At 41.6% G+C, this 19,871-nt stretch carries 20 protein-coding genes and 3 tRNA genes; 5 read left to right on the top strand and 18 right to left on the bottom strand.

Annotated elements, in window-relative coordinates:
• The first annotated feature begins 71 nt into the window (after positions 1 to 71).
• Both AC3B6P_RS05530 and AC3B6P_RS05525 read left to right on the top strand, forming a co-directional pair.
• Complete coding sequence (locus AC3B6P_RS05530) at positions 72 to 1,457, top strand: hemolysin family protein (protein WP_489805104.1); 1,386 nt, start codon at positions 72 to 74, stop codon at positions 1,455 to 1,457.
• Entirely contained in the window at positions 1,458 to 2,015 is a 558-nt protein-coding gene (locus AC3B6P_RS05525) for a nicotinamidase (protein WP_489805103.1), read from the top strand.
• A 16-nt stretch (positions 2,016 to 2,031) separates the two neighbouring features.
• Here AC3B6P_RS05525 and AC3B6P_RS05520 read toward each other — a convergent pair whose 3' ends face one another.
• From AC3B6P_RS05520 to ispH, 11 genes are all read right to left on the bottom strand, one after another.
• On the bottom strand, positions 2,032 to 2,826 hold the full coding sequence (locus tag AC3B6P_RS05520) for a Fic family protein (RefSeq protein ID WP_489805102.1): 795 nt from the start codon (positions 2,824 to 2,826) through the stop codon (positions 2,032 to 2,034).
• Between the two features lie 246 nt (positions 2,827 to 3,072).
• Positions 3,073 to 4,419, bottom strand: coding sequence for a glucoamylase family protein (locus tag AC3B6P_RS05515; protein ID WP_489805551.1), 1,347 nt, complete (start codon positions 4,417 to 4,419; stop codon positions 3,073 to 3,075).
• A 331-nt stretch (positions 4,420 to 4,750) separates the two neighbouring features.
• Complete coding sequence (locus tag AC3B6P_RS05510) at positions 4,751 to 5,104, bottom strand: hypothetical protein (RefSeq protein ID WP_489805101.1); 354 nt, start codon at positions 5,102 to 5,104, stop codon at positions 4,751 to 4,753.
• 204 nt (positions 5,105 to 5,308) lie between these two features.
• Positions 5,309 to 5,620, bottom strand: a complete 312-nt coding sequence (locus tag AC3B6P_RS05505; protein WP_489805100.1) for a hypothetical protein — start codon at positions 5,618 to 5,620, stop codon at positions 5,309 to 5,311.
• Positions 5,621 to 6,193: 573 nt separating this feature from the next.
• Positions 6,194 to 6,270 (bottom strand) — tRNA-Arg (locus AC3B6P_RS05500).
• A gap of 26 nt (positions 6,271 to 6,296) precedes the next feature.
• Positions 6,297 to 6,373: transfer RNA gene (locus tag AC3B6P_RS05495), tRNA-Pro, on the bottom strand.
• 113 nt (positions 6,374 to 6,486) lie between these two features.
• Entirely contained in the window at positions 6,487 to 6,993 is a 507-nt protein-coding gene (gene gpt / locus AC3B6P_RS05490) for a xanthine phosphoribosyltransferase (protein ID WP_489805099.1), read from the bottom strand.
• A gap of 97 nt (positions 6,994 to 7,090) precedes the next feature.
• Positions 7,091 to 7,166, bottom strand: a tRNA-Asn gene (locus AC3B6P_RS05485).
• A 78-nt stretch (positions 7,167 to 7,244) separates the two neighbouring features.
• Positions 7,245 to 7,712 carry a ribonuclease HI gene (rnhA, locus tag AC3B6P_RS05480; RefSeq protein ID WP_489805098.1) on the bottom strand — a complete coding sequence of 156 codons (468 nt, stop codon included), beginning with the start codon at positions 7,710 to 7,712 and terminating at the stop codon, positions 7,245 to 7,247.
• Positions 7,705 to 8,655, bottom strand: coding sequence for a homoserine kinase (locus tag AC3B6P_RS05475; RefSeq protein ID WP_489805097.1), 951 nt, complete (start codon positions 8,653 to 8,655; stop codon positions 7,705 to 7,707). The genes rnhA and AC3B6P_RS05475 overlap by 8 nt, the downstream gene beginning before the upstream one ends.
• A 9-nt stretch (positions 8,656 to 8,664) precedes the next feature.
• Positions 8,665 to 9,696: a 4-hydroxy-3-methylbut-2-enyl diphosphate reductase gene (gene ispH, locus AC3B6P_RS05470; RefSeq protein WP_489805096.1), complete on the bottom strand. Its 1,032-nt coding sequence runs from the start codon at positions 9,694 to 9,696 to the stop codon at positions 8,665 to 8,667.
• Positions 9,697 to 9,735: 39 nt separating this feature from the next.
• Between ispH and AC3B6P_RS05465 the strand changes: the two genes are divergently transcribed.
• Positions 9,736 to 9,879, top strand: coding sequence for a hypothetical protein (locus tag AC3B6P_RS05465; RefSeq protein WP_489805095.1), 144 nt, complete (start codon positions 9,736 to 9,738; stop codon positions 9,877 to 9,879).
• A complete protein-coding gene (locus tag AC3B6P_RS05460; protein ID WP_489805094.1) occupies positions 9,860 to 10,456 on the top strand; it encodes a hypothetical protein in 597 nt (198 codons plus the stop codon). Before AC3B6P_RS05465 ends, AC3B6P_RS05460 begins: the two co-directional genes overlap by 20 nt.
• 48 nt (positions 10,457 to 10,504) lie before the next feature.
• Here AC3B6P_RS05460 and AC3B6P_RS05455 read toward each other — a convergent pair whose 3' ends face one another.
• The 7 genes from AC3B6P_RS05455 to AC3B6P_RS05425 form a co-directional block, all read right to left on the bottom strand.
• Positions 10,505 to 11,914, bottom strand: a complete 1,410-nt coding sequence (locus AC3B6P_RS05455; RefSeq protein ID WP_489805093.1) for a hypothetical protein — start codon at positions 11,912 to 11,914, stop codon at positions 10,505 to 10,507.
• 37 nt (positions 11,915 to 11,951) lie between these two features.
• Complete coding sequence (locus AC3B6P_RS05450) at positions 11,952 to 13,292, bottom strand: hypothetical protein (RefSeq protein ID WP_489805092.1); 1,341 nt, start codon at positions 13,290 to 13,292, stop codon at positions 11,952 to 11,954.
• Positions 13,292 to 14,635, bottom strand: a complete 1,344-nt coding sequence (locus AC3B6P_RS05445; RefSeq protein WP_489805091.1) for a hypothetical protein — start codon at positions 14,633 to 14,635, stop codon at positions 13,292 to 13,294. Before AC3B6P_RS05445 ends, AC3B6P_RS05450 begins: the two co-directional genes overlap by 1 nt.
• Before the next feature lie 100 nt (positions 14,636 to 14,735).
• Positions 14,736 to 15,800, bottom strand: a complete 1,065-nt coding sequence (locus AC3B6P_RS05440) for a glycosyltransferase family protein (RefSeq protein WP_489805090.1) — start codon at positions 15,798 to 15,800, stop codon at positions 14,736 to 14,738.
• Positions 15,801 to 15,835: 35 nt separating this feature from the next.
• A complete protein-coding gene (locus AC3B6P_RS05435) occupies positions 15,836 to 16,480 on the bottom strand; it encodes a hypothetical protein (protein WP_489805089.1) in 645 nt (214 codons plus the stop codon).
• Positions 16,481 to 16,703: 223 nt separating this feature from the next.
• Complete coding sequence (locus AC3B6P_RS05430; protein ID WP_489805088.1) at positions 16,704 to 17,255, bottom strand: DUF4142 domain-containing protein; 552 nt, start codon at positions 17,253 to 17,255, stop codon at positions 16,704 to 16,706.
• Between the two features lie 269 nt (positions 17,256 to 17,524).
• Positions 17,525 to 19,060 carry a BCCT family transporter gene (locus AC3B6P_RS05425; protein WP_489805087.1) on the bottom strand — a complete coding sequence of 512 codons (1,536 nt, stop codon included), beginning with the start codon at positions 19,058 to 19,060 and terminating at the stop codon, positions 17,525 to 17,527.
• Between the two features lie 196 nt (positions 19,061 to 19,256).
• On the opposite strand from AC3B6P_RS05425, the gene betI reads away from it, so the two are divergent.
• Entirely contained in the window at positions 19,257 to 19,871 is a 615-nt protein-coding gene (gene betI / locus AC3B6P_RS05420; RefSeq protein ID WP_489805086.1) for a transcriptional regulator BetI, read from the top strand.

Below are 19,871 nucleotides of genomic sequence, written 5' to 3'. Positions count from 1 at the left end.
GACATAATCTCTTTAAAAAGACCTGTCAGGGGATAGATTTTTATTAATCAAGCAGGCTAAAGTCGGGTCCTATGGCTTTTTTATCAGTAAATCTTCATCCCTACTGGCTCTTTGCTACAGGTATCTTTTTCACGATCGTGCTGATTGGGATTTCTATCCTGATTTCCCTTTCCGAAATTTCCTTTGCTGCTGCACGTGAATCCCGGATGCGTAGCTTTGCAGAGGAAGGAGATAAGCGCGCAAAAGCTTTTCTGGCCCTGCGGCGTAATAGCGGTAAGGTTATGACAGCGATTCAAATATGCCTGAATGCCATGGGCATATTAGGCGGTATCGTTGGGGATTCCATGCTAGGAAGCCCTTTAGGCAGCATGCTGGAAGGATGGGGGATCAATTCTGTCCTTGCCCATGAGCTTGGCTCTTTGATCGCTTTCATTCTGGTGACTGGACTTTTTGTTCTTTTTGCTGACCTCTTACCGAAACGGGTCGCCATGAATGCGCCCAATCAGGTTGCTCTTAAAGTTTCATGGTTCCCATCACTTCTATTAAAGCTCCTATATCCTTTTGTCTGGATATTTTCCCATATTTCTGATGCCATTCTTCGCGTTCTGCATATCCCTGCAGCCCCCATGGTGGAACGCATGACGCCTGAAGATTTGCGTGCTGTTCTGGCTGCGGGAACGGCCTCTGGTGTTCTTCTGGAACAAGAACACCAGATGATCCAGAATGTCATGGCTCTACAGGACCGTTCCGTCACCTCTGCCATGACACCTCGTGATGAAATCGTTTTCCTGGAAGTAAGTGAAAACCTCGAAAGCCAGCGTGACAAAGTACGGGTGCGCCCATACTCACGATATCCGCTTTGTGATGGAGGCTTAGATCATGTCATAGGATCTATCAGAGCAGAAGATGTGCTGGTTGCTGTCGTTGATGAGCCAATAACAGGCAAGACAGAAATAGCTGCAAAAAAAAGCCAGATATTCCAGATGCGGCGGGATGTACTTTCTCTTCCTGATACATTGAATTTATGGGAAACACTGGCACAGTTTGACACTCATGGTGCTGGTTTTGCCCTTATCATTAACGAATATGGTCTCGTCGTTGGCTTAACAACCTATAAAGATATTATGGGTGCTTTGATGGACGGTCTGGCCAATCCCTTTGAGGAGCAGGCTATCGTTCCCCGAGATAAGGATTCATGGCTTATTGATGGAGCGGCTCCTATTGGAGATGTTATTCGCGAGCTGAATATTCCGCTTTTTGAAGATGGCCATAATGTCGATACAATCGGTGGCTTTGTCATGCACCGTCTCAGGCGGATGGCGCGTAAAGCAGACCGCGTCAAAGCCTCTGGCTTCTGTTTTGAGGTTGTTGATGTCGAAGGGTTTCGTATTAATCAACTCTTGGTAACGCGCGTCTCTGCCCTTGAAGCTAAAGAAAAAAACAAAAAGCTACCTTAGATGATTCTTAAACCCCGCCAGGAAGATGCCCTGCTCATTATTGATATGCAGAGAGATTTTCTCCCTGGCGGGACATTAGCGGTGGCGGGTAGTGATAAAATACTTCCGCTGATTAACAAGCAAATCAAGGCTGGTTTTTCAGTCATTATCGCCACACGTGACTGGCACCCGGAAAATCATTGTTCTTTTAAAACGCAGGGAGGCCCCTGGCCTGTCCACTGCATCGCTGGGACAAAAGGTGCAGAATTAGACCCTCGTTTAAAGCTCCCCTCTTCTGCCAGAATTTTTGATAAAGGTACCAATCCCTCTATTGAAAGCTATTCCGCCTTTACTGATGCTGCCGGACATTCAACCGGGCTGGCAGACATCCTCAAGGCTCACAGCATAAAACGCCTTTATTTATGCGGGGTTGCTCTGGATTACTGCGTCAAGGAAACGGCACTAGATAGTGTGAAAGCCGGTTTTGAGACATATCTGCTAAGCTCTCTTACCAGAAGCATTAATGGCCCAGCTGAGACATTAAAACTCTTACAAAATCACGGCATAAAAATTATATAAAACCTTGTTGCTTCCTTTAAAAAAGATGGGGGAAAATATCACTCATTGCTTTTACTGGAATCTTCAGAACATAAGGGGCTTTATGATTTTTATGATCAGTTTTTACAAACCCGTCTTTTATAAGAGGCGCAATCCGTTTTCTGGCTGTGGGATCTGATACTTCCAGAATCTTGGAAAGCTTTCCTTTTTCCAGTGTGCCATATTGTAATAATTCACTCATGATCTTTCTGATATCATCTCTATCATCATCTTTATAAATTCGTTCTATATGAGAGAGATATCTCTCTGTAAAAGTCGTTGTTTCAAACCGGCTGCGCATAAAATTTATCTGATCTAACGCGACTTTTAAAAACCAGATTGTAAATGTTTTTAATGCCTTTTGAGATAATGTCCCCCGTCCATCAAGATCACCATCTTTCAAACGATCAGCTGCTTGCATATGCTGTTTATATTCCTGCGAACGAGGCTTACCCTCCAAACCCCGTGCTAAACCACGCGATATAGACCACAATCCTTCTAGTCCGATATTTGCATGATGAAACATGGCATGTGCGACCAGGCGACTAACGCGTCCATTTCCATCAATAAAAGGATGAATATAGTTAAAACGATGATGAACTGGTCCTATGGCAATAATTCTCGAAGAGGGAGAGTTTTCGGTAATGTTAGTATAACGCTTGGAAAAGTAATTAATAAAGTTCTCAACCTCGGTGGATTCTGGAGGAATAAGCCTGCCCACCTGCACATCATCTTCTCTTTCCGAACGAAATTTATCCGGAATTATATAACGGGCAGGACCTTTCCCATTCACGATTGTCAATGCCTCTGGAGAAGCATTCTTATAAAAGTAATAATGTAATTTCTGAAAAAAACCGGACTTAATGGATTAGGAAGCTTACCACTCTCCACTAGTCTATCTATCAGTCCCTGGACGCGAATATGGGAAGGTTTTTTTCGGAAACAGGAATTTTTCATTTTCCATCTGACTACACCTGGCCAATAACCTACATAAAAGCCATGGCCAGGCTGTCATGGATGAGGCAAAATCCCTCAAATATTATTTCTGCCCCAGCCAGCCCCCTTTAAAGCCCGCCTTTGTTAAAGCTGTGCGAATGACCTGGTTTTTTTTCATGACATTCCAGACAAACTGACTGCGATAATTCTCGATCATCAGCAGAATGGGCCCCTGATCTATTCCAATCTGTTGTCCATCTACCCAAAAGCCATCCTGCGTTTTAAAAGTGGGGTTAAAGGCATCAACAAATCCATAGCGATTATAGATCTTATCGCCATAACGCCGTTTCATTTCCTTCAGAGCAGGCAAGGCTATCTCAGGAGCAAATGCAACAGAGCCTCCCGCTGCGGTTGGCGCGATCGTACCATCATCATTGATGTAATCACGCCCAACCCCCCGCGCACTATAAGAAAGGAAATGCCGTTGAATACCATCCTGCTCTTTTGTAATATCGCCAGGGCCATCGCTGGCAGTTAGCCCCCATATGTCCTGACTATAATCATTCCATTTACCGGGATTTGCTTTGGCATATTCCCGTTGAGCATAGACAGCCTCACGACTGTTATTGAAATAATCTGTTTCATGTTTACGATTAAAGGAATCTTGAATCCCTCGAAAATCAACCCACGATTCAGAATATTGATGACCAAATAAAGGCGCGAAATTCAGGAAGATATGCCCCTGGAACTGACCCCATTGATTATTGTAGGTTTTCGTCCAGTCTTTCCAGACATGTTTTGGCAGGGAATGAGTTGGTGACGCCAATGCAAGCAGATAAATAATCAGCCCTTCATTATATCCTTTCCACTCAACGGGAATAAATTTATCTGGCGGAAACCAGCCCATACTGAGCCATTGACCGTTATGCTGCATCCAATGCCAATCTACCCTGCGATATAGATGCTCTGCAACTCTCCTAATTTCATGTTCCTGCTTGGTATGATGATCGAAGTAAGACTGAGCAAACAGGATACCTCCCATCAATAAAGCAGTATCAACACTCGAAAGCTCAGACCAATCTGCGACACGCAACCCAGTTTTAGGATCAAGAAAATGATAATAAAAACCATGTGATCCAGCAGAACCACTGGCTTTATCATTCTGTGGTAATTTTTCAAGAAAACGCAATGTTGTTAATGTGCGTTCTGCAGCTTGCTGACGGGTTATATACCCTCTTTGCACACCAACCCCATATGAGGTAAGACCAAACCCAACACTGGCAATACTAGCAGCGCCTCCAGGTAAAGGTGCACGATCAGGGATCAGACCATTTCTCGGGTTAGCATTATCCCAGAACCACCTAAAGGTACGATACTCTAGATCATCCAGAAATGACTTGTCGTCTTTGGAAAGGGCTTCAAATTCCAGCCCTCTATTGCCATGGTCTATTTCCAAAGCTCTTGAAAAATGTCCCGTAACAAAAAAGACTGCAAAAAAACTTAAAAGCAAAAAGAATAAACGCACGCTCTTATTCTTTCTTGAGGATTTCTCAGAAAGAAATTTTCTAACCAAAATAACTCTCCCAAACATGTTTCCAAAGTTCTTCTGGAAGAGTCTCACTATAAAACTTCCAAAAAAGCCATTCCTGGCATGTTTTTCATGTGTTATCCGGCAAGGGTAAATACAGGTCAAGATATTTTACATATTATTAAAATAAAATAATTTTGAATAAAGAATATCCTAATTTAATACGCATAAGTACGATTAAATTAAATATAAGTCACAATGCTGGAGTTCTATTTCCAAGAATATATGCCAATTCAGGCGATTCTTTTTCAAGAAGAAGAGATATATTTTTATATGCATCCTGAACTACTAGAAATATATCCTGAAATTCAACATGAAGTGCAGAATTTTTTATGTAGTTAAGAATATTCTTAAGAATATTACTACAAATCTTTAATGAAAAGATATCAACCTCATCAAAAGCCAACTTAAAACTGGCCAATGCCTCTGCTGTCAGCTCCATAACATTATTTAAGAAATGGGAGGAACTATCTGAATCATACATCAATGCCATTTGACGGAAATGGCAGTAAGCATCCAATTTCAGTAGACTCTGCTCGGCATCCATTAGACCTATCCTCTACAACAATTCTTCTTTAAAGAATCAGTAAGATAAACAAGTTATAAACAGCATAGCAAAACAAAAACAATATCTAATATTGAATTGTAAAAATAATATTAATTAATAAATAATTATATAATAAATTTTCAATCCAATAATTTATTAATATAAATTATTCAATATACAAACCCATTCACAACAATGTTATAATTATATTAATAGAGTATTCTGCTTACGTATAGCAACCTCTTTCTGCCAACATGAACACGAATCAGAACATTTTAATGTGCGACTTAAAGCTGCTTTATAGGCTTTCTCAGCAAGAGAGAAAAGCTCATTACACTCCGCGTAAAAAGAAGAGTTCCTGATAAGCCGCATGACATTCACCAGAGTATTCGCGCAGACAAGTAAGTAACAGCTATCCTCGTTCTCTACGGACAGTTTATAAGAAGCCAGTGCATGATCCGTCAAGGAGGCAACACGCTGAAAAATACCACCACATTTTCCAGAATCAGACACCATTTGCTGCATCTGGCAATATGACGCTAATCCCAACAAACATTGCTCGACGCACATTATTCTATCTCCGAGAAATCCTACCAAACGCGGTCACTTTTTAACTCTCGATAGTGGAAGTATAGCGAAAATTCATTTTTAACAACTTTATTTTAACAAAATTTAAGAAATTCAAATTACATCCTAGAGATCTGGACTTTAAATAATGCCAGACTCACTATAAATAAATTTTATATTTAAATAAAATATGATCAATATACGCACACATTACCACATATGTCATTAACAATTAATAATTATATATATCTCCAATGATATAAATATTGAAAATTTTTATTTTTTATTATTTATTACTTAATTTAATCTTAACATTATTTTCATTAATATGACCAGATTATTTGGTTTTAATTGTGGCAATTTAATGACAAAATTATGTCCTGAAGTAATCTTATTTTTAAAAAAATTGTTTTCAAAAAGTGAAAAATGCACTTTTTCCAAAAGAATCGTATAACGACCAAACAATTTGCCGCCGCACTGCGAAACGCGTTATATTCCTGAATTTTCAAAGGATGATCCTGGTGGTGCGCCCTGCTGGATTCGAACCAGCGACCCACAGCTTAGAAGGCTGTTGCTCTATCCAGCTGAGCTAAGGGCGCTCTTTCTCTTCTCTTAGAAGACAACATGGTCGGGGCGCCCGGACTCGAACCGGGGGCCTCTTGTACCCAAAACAAGCGCGCTACCAGGCTGCGCCACGCCCCGTGACCATGTGCGGCACACTAGTCTGACAGATAAAATTACGCAAGAGGGTAACGCACAAATTTGTCTCTTTTTTTAATAGGTTATAGATATTTTCTTCCACATTTCAGAAAATTTTACCGATTGTGGCTAAGTGGCGGCACAAAAAGAGGGGCTGTATCCCAAGGGAAGAGTACCCACGTATCCTGCGGAACCTCTGTGATATAATAGTCTGTATAAGGGCGTCCCTCTGGCTTGGCATAAAGGCAGGCAAAAACGCCTTTCGGAAGCATATCCCTCACATAACGGGCCGTAACACCAGAATCGACCAGATCATCAACGATTAAAAAACCTTCTCCATCTCCAGCAGCAGTAGGCAGTTTCAGAGTTTTTGGTTCTTTCTGGGTTCCCTCTTCGCCCTCATAGCTAGCGACAGAGACTGTTTCTACCACTCTACATCCAAGCTCACGGGCCAGAATTGCTGCCGGTATCAGTCCGCCACGTGTAATGGCAACGATCCCTTTAAAGGAAGCATATTCAGCCATTAGCCTGGAAGCCAGAATCCGGGCATCCCGATGAAGCTGATCCCATGTAACAGTTGCGTAATCCACGCTTTGTGGTGTGTTTTTTTGTAATGCAGTCATGACTCATCATCTGCACTTACTTAAACAAAAATTCAACCAATTGTATATTTTTAGGAGATAAAAAACAAAAAACCCACTCTCAAGTGGGTTTTGAAACTGGCTCCCGAAGTAGGACTCGAACCTACGACCCAGCGATTAACAGTCGCTTGCTCTACCGACTGAGCTATTCGGGACCAGTGAGGCTTTATCTATCCAAAAACCTTGTGACAGTAAACCCCCCTGAAAGCATTTTTTAAAAGTTTTTGAAAAATTTATGTTTCAAGGGCTTTCCGAGCCTCAGTTGCCAATGCATCAACCTGCTCATTTTCAACGATCCCGGCATGTCCCTTGACCCAAAGCCATTCAATCTGGTGCTGACGCGCCGCGTCAAGCAAACGCCGCCAAAGATCCATATTGGCAACAGGATCTCCTGAAGCATTTCGCCAATTACGACGCACCCAGCCTTCATGCCAGCGTGTTATGCCATTTTTAACATATTCACTATCTGTATAAAGTCTAATTACACAGGGACGTTTAAGCGTTTCCAACGCTTCAGCCGCAGCTGTCAATTCCATGCGATTATTAGTCGTCTCCGGGTCATTTCCCTGAAGGGTACGTTCCTGCCCCCGATAACGAAGTAAGACACCCCACCCTCCTGGGCCAGGATTTGGCTTACAGCCTCCATCAGTCCAGATTTCTACGACTGAGTTATCCTTATCATCCCTTAAAGCCTCAGACACTGTTCTTTTCCAAAAAATATTGAAGACGATTCTGATACGCCCAGGGATCTTTCTTAACGACATTAGCCCCCACTGGCGTATGGACCCAATCATAGAGGCGCGTCAGAAGAAATCGTAAGGCTGCCCCCTGACAGAGAACAGGCAAAGAAGCTTTTTCTGCTTCTGTAAGAGGTCTGACTGATTCGTACCCTCTGATTAAACGAGCGGCACGTTCTGCATTATAGTTTTTTTCATTTTCGAAGCACCAGGCATTCAAACAGATCGCAAGATCGTAAGCCAGAAAATCTGTACATGCGAAATAGAAATCAATAATCCCGCTTACATGACCATCCTGAAAAAAAACATTATCAGGAAAAAGGTCTGCATGAATTTGCCCACGAGGCAACGCCCCCTCAGCTGGCCAGCCTTTCACCAACTGTGCAAGATTATCCTTGGTCTGCCTGATAAGACCCTCTATAGCCTCATCACCATGGCTGCGACATTGCATCAGAAGAGGCTTCCAACCTGATACACTCAGGCTATTAGGGCGCTCTGTCCTATAGCCCTCACCTTTCTGATGCAAAAGTGCCAGAGAGGCACCGAGCTTTTCACAAGAATCAGGTGTGATTGTCTTCAGAGCTTTCCCTGGCAGAAACGTCACGATAACGGCCGGACGTCCCTCAAGACTATGCAGGGCTTCTCCCGTTTGATCCTGAATAGGCAGCGGGCAGGAAAGACCATGATGTGCCAAATGGCTCATATACCCTAGAAACCAGGGCAACTCAGCCGGATTCATCCTTTTTTCAAAAAGGGTAAGAATATAGCTGCCCGAACTCATCATGAGGCGGAAATTGCTATTTTCAATCCCTTCTGTAATCCCTTCAAACCCTAGCAGTTCCCCAAGCTCATATCGCTTAAGAAACGCTTTTAAGGTCTTTTCCTCTATCTCCGTATAGACGGCCATAACACCCCGTTATTCATCTGTGAGCGGATGCGGGAGACGGAAATTAATATTCTCTTCCTTGACGATTCGCTCTTCAGTATGAAGATCATAACGTTTTGAAAGCTCTGCTATCATTTCCTGAACCAAACTCTCAGGGGCCGAAGCACCAGCACTCATGCCAAGGGTTTTAACCCCTTTAAGCTCCTCCCAGTTCATATCGGAAACCTTGGGCACCAGAAGCGCTTTCTTGGCACCTGAACGCTCGGCCACTTCCCTTAATCTCTGTGAATTAGAAGAATTAGGGGAGCCTATGACAATAACGAGGTCACATTCTGGAGCCAGCTCTTTAACAGCCATCTGACGATTCGTCGTGGCATAACAGATATCTTCCCGTCGTGGTCCTTCTATTTTAGGAAAGCGATTACGCAGGATTTCAACAATTTCGGCCGTATCATCGACTGATAAGGTCGTCTGAGTAATAAAAGCAAGTTTATCAGGATCTGCCGGTTCCACCGTGCTGGCTTCATGGGCGTCATTAATCAACGTAACTGCCCCCACAGGAAGCTGACCCATTGTGCCAACAACTTCTGGATGACCAGCATGACCGATCATCAGAATATGGCGCTGTTTGTCACTGCCGCCTGCAAAATGGCGCTCTGCCTCACGATGCACCTTTGAAACAAGCGGACAGGTTGCATCTAGATAAAGAAGATTCCGCCGTTCGGCTTCAGCAGGGACGGATTTAGGCACCCCATGAGCTGAGAAAACGACATGACCATCTTCCGGTACCTCATCAAGCTCTTCGACAAAGATGGCCCCTTTTGCTTCAAGCCCTTCAACGACCGTCCGGTTATGGACGATCTCATGGCGCACATAAACGGGCGCTCCGTAACGACGCAATGCTTCTTCCACAACGCGAATCGCACGATCTACGCCCGCACAAAATCCCCGAGGGCCTGCCAGTAAAAGGCGTAGTGTCTGCCTTTGCCCATCGGAAAAATTAACGCGGCCTGCCGCAGGATTCTCTAGTTGAGAGGTTGCAGATTGTGTCTCTTCTGACATAGTGTTCCCCTGGCAGTCATCAATCGATATAGATGAAAAGTGTCTTCAAGTAAGGATATTCACCTTCTTATCCCTGTCAAAAAGCCTTTTCTCTCCGTCTATATCGGATGTATTGATGATTATCGCAATGCCCAGACTTTTTTCATGCGGAGTTTCCCCTTTGATGACCACCCGCCTTTTTAATTATCACCTGGTCGCCGGAAGTTTTTTATCACTCCTGGGTCTGGGTTTCCTAGCTGGTTGTACAAACCCTTCTGATAATATTGCTACCTATGCCCCTGCCTGTCCTAAAGTTGATGTACCAGCGGCTACGGCAGATCTATACCTCTTCGATGGGAAAGGGATTGATATCAGCCATACAGCCTATCACGCCCAGATTCTGGCTGTTAATGGTGATTGCAGGACAGGGCCGCGCGATAAACGCAAGCGCCCTCTCACACGCATCAGGGTTGGTCTTTCCATTCAATTTACAGAAGGTGCCGTTGCCGATCAAAAAGCACTCGACGTGCCTTATTTTGTTGCCGTTATTAAAGGCGGGCAAATTATTGATAAAAAAATATTTACCGAAAAATTCCGACTTCACGATGGTTTAGGCATGACGCAAACACATTCCACTTTGCGCTTTATTGATCTACCCACCGGCTCTGACCCACAACAAACACCCTATACGCTGGAAATTGGATTTCAGCTTACGCACGACCAACTGAACTATAACCGGTCACATCTAAAAACTGTCACATTCGAAAAGATCAATCATTAAGAACAGTCCCTGTAAAGCCGGCTTTTTCAGCCGGCTGACTTAACAGGTCTATTTCAGAGTGTGACGATACTCCCTGACACGATTCAGGTAATCACTCATCAGGCGGGGACGGATTGACGATTCTATACACCAGTAATGAATAATGCCCCGCGTTTTTGTCACATCCATACCACCATGAAACTTTACAACAACTGACCCAGGATCCCCCCCGACTTCCGTCAGATTCGTGACTAGATTACAATCAACAGCATCAAGCTTGTGCAGCGCATAATTAAGAAATTGCTGCTCAGGAAAAGGAGTCTTCCGACCATTCTCCACAGTATAAATTTTATGAGATGTAAAGCACAAATCCATATAAGCCTTATTACGACCATAAACTGGAAGGAAAAAGACTCCACTATTAAAGCCTGCTTCAATATGATCTACCGGAAAAGGATCCTGACTGAAAAAATATTCACCCGTTGTATTTATATAACGGAAATCGGCTCCTTTAATCCATTCTTCTCTCTGGGCGCTAAACCATTTTTCCAATGCGCCAAGACATAGTGTCTTATCCATTGGCATATTCATCATGACATCAATATCAATATATAAAACCGGTGAATATTCTTCCAAAAGACCAGAGCTAATGATTGTCTGCCTTACTGCTACAAAATCAAGAAAGTCATGAGCTTCCAGAGGCAGGACATCAACAGAAGCACGTAAGTTCCGGGGCATGACCGCTGCTACTGTAACCGGGTCTGCATCCGTAATGATGAATAATTTCCCGTCATAATTTCCTGGATCTTCCAGACTTGCAAGAGCCACTGACAATTGACGAAAAGCTTTTTCTCCATAAGAAGCCAGAAACACGGCAGGTTTAAACAAAACTGCTCTGTAAATATTTCTTCCACTTAAAAATACAAATTCATTTATGTCTGTTACGTCAGAAACATACGCGAAAAACTCATTGAGAGGGATTAAAAGATCACCCAGGTAAAATTCATGGAAATTACTCTTATCTTCTGCCAAACGAACTGATTTCACTAAAGGGTCTATGGCCCATTGGTTACGTGCCACATGATATAATTTGTGTAACTCACATTGCGTCAAAAGACGGAAAGAAAACGAGCACTCCGTTTTTTCAGCAGACGCCTTACGAGAATATGCTACCCGTCCTGATTCCAGAACATGCATATAAGTAAGATCACCAATCTGAACTTCACAGAATTTTTCCTCACCAGGAAAAATAAGGTTTACATTCCCGGCAGGGAAGGCACGTTTAACACCTTTTATCTCAGCATCGAACCATGAGATAAAAGGCTTCGTAATAAGAAGGTTCCATTTATTACCCTGTTGAGCCAGATAAATAATATTATCTAGGTCAGTCAGAGAGGAAAGAGATGCCGCATATAAATAGCCATTTTGATCAGCTTTGATAACCTTGAAATCTTTAGTCATTAAAGCAAGATATTTCATAGATCATCCTATTTGTGACACGTTTTACAGTAAGTAATTACAGATTATCAGACCGTTCAATATACCGATCACACTTCTCAAGAGGCCAGGATGATACATCCATAAATAAGCTCTCAAATCTATCCTCTAAGAGGTTATCTCGTTGTGCGCTTTCTAGAATCAAAGAGCATTTAGAAGATAGATATTCAATAAAATCTGCTTCTGACCCTACGTAAGGCACAAAATCCTTTTTCTTGATAAGTGCTCTATAAGAAAAGAGAGCCGTTTGTAAAAAAGCCTTGTTCTGTAAAAAAGCTATGGAGCCTCTTATTTTTCGATCCGCAAAAATCTGGAAACCATTTCCGCTGGATGCGTCATTATCCATAAAGATATTTTGTCGATGAGATGCTCTTCTACTGCTTATATATGGAAGAGGATTTAAAGCAGCCTCTATTAGATATGGACGTAACGACATGGTAACAAAAACTGCCTCATCCAATACAACAACAGGAAAGAATTCTTCTATATTAATGGAATTTAAAATACTTAATAATGGAAACGTATAATCAACAAAATCATCCTGCCTGATAGGAGTTAATATTACCATATCACGAAATATCCGTGGTATAATTGGCAATATATATTCTGGCTTTAAATTCGAAGCGATAAAAATAGTCCCATCAAACTGGGCATTTTTCTCAAGACATCGTAACGCAAAAGAAAACCTCAATAATTGATCTTCTTTTGTTATTACATATAAAATAGCTGGATTGAATTTTACAAATTTAGTGACGTTATCATTAACTGCTTTAATTACCAAATCGAAATTGTAAAATTTATTATATGAATTTACTATATTATTTAACGAAGATCCTATATCGACAATATAATCACCAATGTGGATATCCCATATATTACTATAAACTAGATTAACAGAACATGAATTCAAAGCTTTGTCATAAACCCAATCACTTCTAACAAAATCTCTCAATGCCTTGAATTCTTCATATGAGACGCATCTGAAGGCTCCGTTCCGCTGCCGTCTCGCTTCTTCATTTTCACTTACATAAACTTCACCAGATTCTTTAATAAAAAGATAACTTCCTGTATCCTCATCATCAAAGGTATTACATATTTTCAAACGGAAAATTCCTCGGTCTGAAATACGCTCTTCGAGCTTGATGCTTCCTCTGGGAACTGTGCGATGAAAACTCATGGTCTGAAGATCAAGCCACTGAGAAGCCGACTGAAAATTACAAAAATTATTTCCTTTGCCATCAGGGCATAAAAAAGCCAGAGAAGAATCAGATTCAAATTGCACTAAAGGATATGCGAACAGACGCCCTTTATTACAGCACAGAACGCGAAGATCATATGAGAGGACGACCAAACGATTCATTATGCTTCTTCCGCTTTTACAGACGCGACATTTTCCAGGAATATCCGCATCTGTTTTAAACGCTTTTCCTGTTTTCCCTCAGAGAAACATATCATCCCTGCCCCATATGATCCCTCATTACTATGCGGGCTTCCTTTAAGGACGTAACGATTTACCAGATTGGAAGAGAAATCCCTGATACGCTTTAACCCGTAATTAATGATAGCTTGACCATCAAGCCCGCTCTTCACCGCTCCATAACTATTAAGGCAAACCTCAAATAAACTGACAGCTCCCTCAAGATATAAACGATGCGCCAATAGATCAGGGACAATCATGAGATTATGACTTCCCTGTGAGGAATTATCTGGAACCTCCGTTTTTCCGACAGAAGGAACGCAATACTCAGGATGATAGAAATAATCAAACGATTCTACCTGCCGCGAAAGAACGGACTTTGATAAAAGATCGCCTATACTATCTCCGAAAATTACAGATGAGCTGCAAAATAAAACTGGAGCATAAGGTTCAAGCAGACCCTTTTCCTTGATGAGAAGAGCTCTAGGTAAATATTCGTGCTTTTCTTTTATCTCTTTTACATCAAAAAAAGTTATTTTTCCTATATAGGACTGAATGAAATCTATCTCCTTACAGCCAGAAATATCATTATCAGTCAAAACAAAAACAGACCCTTTATAATCACCTCTTTCACTCAAACTTTGCAGGGCAAGCCGGAGCTCAGCCATAGCATCCAGCCCATAAACTTCGAAAACAATAAGAGGGTTAAAGCGAACAAAACGCCAAACCTTCCAATCCTCATTCAGAAGCAACTCTCCTGTTTCTAGTGCCAATGACAGGGCCTGCAGCATCTGATCAAAATTGACTTTCACACTACCAATAGATACTTCCCAAACACTGCTTCTATGTAAATCTATCGTAACAATATCGCCTTTTGGACCACAGCTCCACTGATGGGCTATTGCTTCCAGTAGATTACCAAAATCACTCTCATCTATAAATCTGAATAAACTACTTCCTTCATCTGGATGTTGTGAAACGCATAAACCTCCATTCCAATCAACATCTAGATATGACTGATCGATGAGAATATTATATAAATTTAGGCTACGGTTAACGACCCTAACCCCCGTTAATGGCCTGATATTATTTACTTTTTTTGTCCGTAAATCATACCATTTTGCATCGGAACCGCGTGTTCTGAGAAACCATTCTTCACCCTGTTTATAGGCATATAGAAGCTTATCAAGTTGAAAGTCTTTATGAATAAACCCCACCTGCAAACTATTATTGTCTTCCAAGTATAGAACACGACATTCTGCCGTCATAATGATCTGAGGAAACACACCTTCAAATCCTTCTGAAAAATTTTTTTATACCTATCACTTATTATAAAAAAAAATAAGCTCCATTCATCATTTTGTTTAATGAAGAAATTTTCTATAGTTATAAGAAAGAATTCCAAGGATATTCATTCTGTGGCAATTTATGAAAGGTTTTACGCAACATATAGTCCGCAATACGTGTCTCGTTAAACAAAGAACTATAACGTTGCCACCCTTTATGGGCATTTTTTTGTCTTATCTGGGGATGCTTCACATAATAAGCGATATAATCACACAGCTCTTCAAACGAACTGAAAAAAATCATCTCATCGTCAGAGAAAAAGCGGTCATAACCAACCTGTCTTTCCATAGCAACAAGCTGACCATTACCGATTATATGAGCCAGGCGATCAGAACTATATAAATAAAAATCAGACCGACGGCTTATATTTAAACCAATTGCAGATTGCTCTAACAACTTTATATAACGATCACCGCTTATATAAGGTGCCTGCCTGACCCCTGCATAGGCAAACCGAACCTCCGCCGGTAATGCCTGCTCTAGTGAGAGACAGAATTCATCCATCTGCCAGGGGCGCCCGCAAATATCCCTGAGGCGATCAGGATTGCCACAAGAATAAAAAACATCATAAGGTAATTCAGCTAGGCTGAAATTACGCCCCCGTTCAACAGATAGATCAACGGGGTTGGGCAGAAACCCGATAATTTTTTCCTGTCCCAATAATTGAGAAAGTTCACGTTCTGATGTTGAAACAAAGCTGGCATCAACAACTTCGTGACGCTTTATAATATCCTGACGGTTCTGCTCAACAAACAGGGCATCAATATTCCACTGAATGGCTTTCATCTCTGGATAATCATGACGGATTTCAGAAATGACTTCGGGCGGAATTATATAGCCATGCCCCAAAACAAGGACATCAGGCTGAAAAAAGGCAATCGTTTCCCGCAAAGCACGCCACATGGCGCGTTTACCTAAAAAACGACTGTTAAAAAGCCCGTAACGACGAGCAACATCCCGATAGGCAAAGTTCAGAACATGGTGACCATTTCGGATAAAACCATTGGAAAGCTTCCCACCAACACTCAGTAAACCGGGAGCGCGTTCTTTCAATGATTCAAAGAAGTCGCCAACATGGAGGATTTTCAGTGTCTTTAAAATCATTTCACTTAGGCGACATCCGTCATGAAATCAGGTTCTCAGTCCTCATTCCACCATTTTACTGGTTCTGGCTCCTGGCCCTCATTTTCTGTTATTACTGGCGCTTGAACCACTCGAATTTTACGTTTAACAACCGGCATTTCATGGTCATTAACAGCCTTCCGCCCTTCGCGTAATTTCAGCTTCACGTTATCTTCCTTAAGTATGGTCAGTTTCTTCTCCCGCTCCTCAAGCTGAAACTGATAATGGACTAGGCGCGTTTCCAGTGAGCGAATTTTTTCTTTCAACCCTTCGAGCTCAGATTCTACCTCTAAAACCCGCTGCTGTTCCTTTACCAGTTTTTTTTGAAGCTGCGAAACCTCACTCTGCACGTCTCCATTATCTGTTCGCTCAACAAAGCCCTTCCCTGCTACGCTGGGCTTACGGTTATGGCGACCAATATCCTTCCGGTGCTCCACTACGACACCACCGTCATTAATAAAACGACGTTTCTTCCCTGAATTACCGCTTATGAGAGCATTCGTCCCAGCAAAAAAAGGCCGAGCAGTTTCAGCCTCACTTACCTGATCTGGCTTGCGTGGTGTTTTTTTATCTGAGTTTGATCCCAATCTTTCCAGAGCTTCCCTCAGAGACTGCTCCGTAAACTGTATCTCTTCTGACATAATGACAGTACTATATTCCATTTTTAAAAGATAAACGCTTTTACAACCTTATTGCAGAAAGCTCTAAAATAAGGAGAAGAGAAGACGTCCTACACGTAACGCTTTTTCTGGTGCCCTGCCTTATGCAAACACACCCAGTCATCCGCATATTCTTATTACATTACATTATGGCACATGTCATTAATATAATACCAAAAAATATTATTTTATTCTGTTGTTAAGGGTTTTTAAATGCCTGAACTTCTTATTCATAACGCAATATATCCTGCGCTTGACTTTTATACTTCTTTAATAACTCAAGAAAATCTTTCATAAACGAAACAATATCTTTTGAAGATATTTGATTTTTATAGCTTTTTTTAAACCCATCAAATGTATATGAGGAATTTTTATTTATTTCACCCAGAAATATTCTATCAAATTTTTTTCCATATAACTTGCTAAGAACGGATAATTGTTTTTGTTTCTGAACTGGTAACGTTTTTGTTAATTCAACAGAATGTGTTTTTACAAGAATCCTGATAGTATCTTCTTGTTTTTGATAGTCATGCAAAATCGCATTACCATAATTAATAACCACAGGCTGGTTGCTATGGGTTGTGGCCATTTTTCCGAGTGACATCATCCAGCGTGACAACTGATTCATCTGATCAAGGGCTGCCAGCTCAGTCAATGTCAAAGATTCTGACGTGCTTTTATTGCCTGGCAAAGGTGGTGGTGGCGGAGGCGATAAAGGAATAGCACAGCTACATAAAAGGAGACTGAAAACCAATAGCATTTTTTTTTGCAATTTCATCTTTCCATCCTCTTTTATATAGAGTGTTGCAAATCTCGTCTCTTTCACGACCGCTATAATAATCTCACAGAATCATCCTCTGACACAAATCAGGTAGTAGATCTGTTTTTCTCCATCAGGAATTAGCTTCGAGAAATCGAAACAAATATTTAGGGAACAAAACAGATAAAAGAAATTCTCTACATATAAAGCATAAAAAATAAGTGAATCCGCTTTATATAAAGCGGATTCACTTCAGATTATTACATGTTATGCTAAAAACATCTTCATCAACGTCTTGCACGCAGAGTTTTCACAAGGCTTATCATATATACGATAATCACCAGTGAAAAAGGCAACCCACAAAGAACGACTGCTGTTTGGATAGCGGTAAAATTACCTGACAAGAATAACCCAATCGTGACAATTGTCGTCGCAACGCACCAGAACACTCGTAACCATATCGGTGATTCAACCTCCGGGTCATCTGTCCTTATCGCCAGATCAGAAATCATCAAACTGCCAGAATCGACAGGAGCAAGAAACAGTACAAAACTGATGATAATGGCAAAAATTATGGTCACTTGTGGCAATGGCAGATATTTCAACAAATGATAGATCGCCATTTGTGGATCAGCAACAATCGTTGCGCCGAGATCTTTCATCCCCTGAATAAAAACCATATGAATGGCGGCATTTCCAAAAACAGCTAGCCAGAGAAGTGTAAAGCCTAAAGGAATCAGCAATACGCCAAAAATCAATTCTCTGATCGTTCTTCCTTTTGAGATACGTGCGATGAATAACCCTACAAAAGGTGCCCACGCAATCCACCAGGCCCAGTAAAAGATCGTCCACAGACCACGCCATTTGCTTGCATTTTCGTAAATATAAAGATTGAAACTCATTTTCACGAAACTGCTCAGATAATCCCCAATATTCTGTACGATACCATCCATAATATGGAAGGTCGGACCTGTCAGAAAGACAAAACCCAGAAGTATGCAAAGCATCAGGATGTTCAGCTTCGATAAAGCAGCTATGCCCTTTTCGATTCCTATAATGGCAACAATCGTCGCAACGACCATCATAATGATAATCAGGCTTATGAGCATTCGCAGATGATTGGATAACCCGAAATAATCAACCAACCCGGAATGAACGAGCATTGCCCCAATCCCCAGATTCGTCACCATGGCAATGACAGTCGCTAATATGCCGAAGCCATCCACCATATCTCCGGCGAGACCATTGGTCAGTTTCTCGCCAAAAACGGGATATAGAGCCGTGCGCAAGGCTAATGGCCTTTTTTCAACATAAGCATAATAGGCCAGAACTGTCGCCATTAAGGCATAAAGCGCCCAACCATGAATCCCCCAATGTAAAAATGTGATTACCATAGCATGTTGCGCGACGGTAGCTGTTCCTGACGGGCCACTTGGTGGATTGAGAAAATGGTCAAGAGGTTCATAGGCACCAAAATAAACAAGAGCAATGCCGATTCCTGCTGAAAACAACATTGTAACCCATGCTGTATAGCTGAATTCAGGCTTTTCACCTTCCTGACCTAATACGATATGACCATAGCGTGAAAATGCCAGCCAGAAGGCAAATATAACGCAGACGACAACCAGTAAGGTGTAGTACCAACTCAGTGTGTCGGAAACAAATTGCTGCGCCCAGTTTAAAAGAAAAGAACTTTCTTTCGGAAAGGACACTGTCAGCGCTGAAAACACAATAATGCTGATCGCTGAACTAAAAAAAACAAGTTTATTGAGTTTGGGCCGTTCATGACGCTTAACAACGTCATCTGCCTGATGGAGTGACATGTTCTTTCCCTCCTGAAGGGCAATTTCATACCTTTGGCATGAAGCAAATAAACATCAGACCTGATCTATACTTTATTAATTGATTGAACGTATAATCAACTAGATGTGATTGGTATTTAAACCCCCAAACGCATTAGGTTACTGATTGATAATAATAAAAGGCAGCGGATTTAATAAAATCCGCAGGAAAGACGTAATGAAAAAACCCAGGAAGGAAATAGCGCCTGAAAGGCGTGAGCAGTTTTTAACGGCTACCTGTACCATTATTGACCGGGTTGGTCTTGCTGATGCGTCACTTAGCCAGATTGCAGGTGAAATCGGCATTTCTGCCGGTCTTGTCTCTTATTACTTTGGCGATAAGAAGGGCCTTCTTTATGCAACGATCCGTAAGGTCATGCGTGAATTGAAAATGACATTGGAAAATTTGCAAAAAGATATCAACCCTGATGACTCTGCTGCGCAGATCAGAGCTATTATTGACAGTAATTTCCACAACAACCTCAATAATCGTGCAATTATCAAGACGTGGCTCAATTTCTGGGTTGCAAGTCTTTATGATGAAGAACTCAAGAAACTGCAACGCGTGAATAAACATGTATTGTTTTCATCTCTTTACACGCAATTCTCCCGGTTAATTGACAAAGATGAAGCACGTGATGCTGCACAAAGTCTAACAGCGATGATTGACGGCCTCTGGTTGCACCTGGCGCTGTCAAATGAATTCGCCTTTGAAGAGGCGAGACGCCTTGCCCACCAATATCTTGATCAGTTTTTAGCACATAAGACGCCTTCAAAAACTTTAAAAGGATAA

The organism is Aristophania sp. ESL1142 (genome assembly GCF_058107345.1).
Note: the sequence above shows the minus strand (reverse complement) of the source record. Positions and strands in the feature narration are given on the sequence as shown.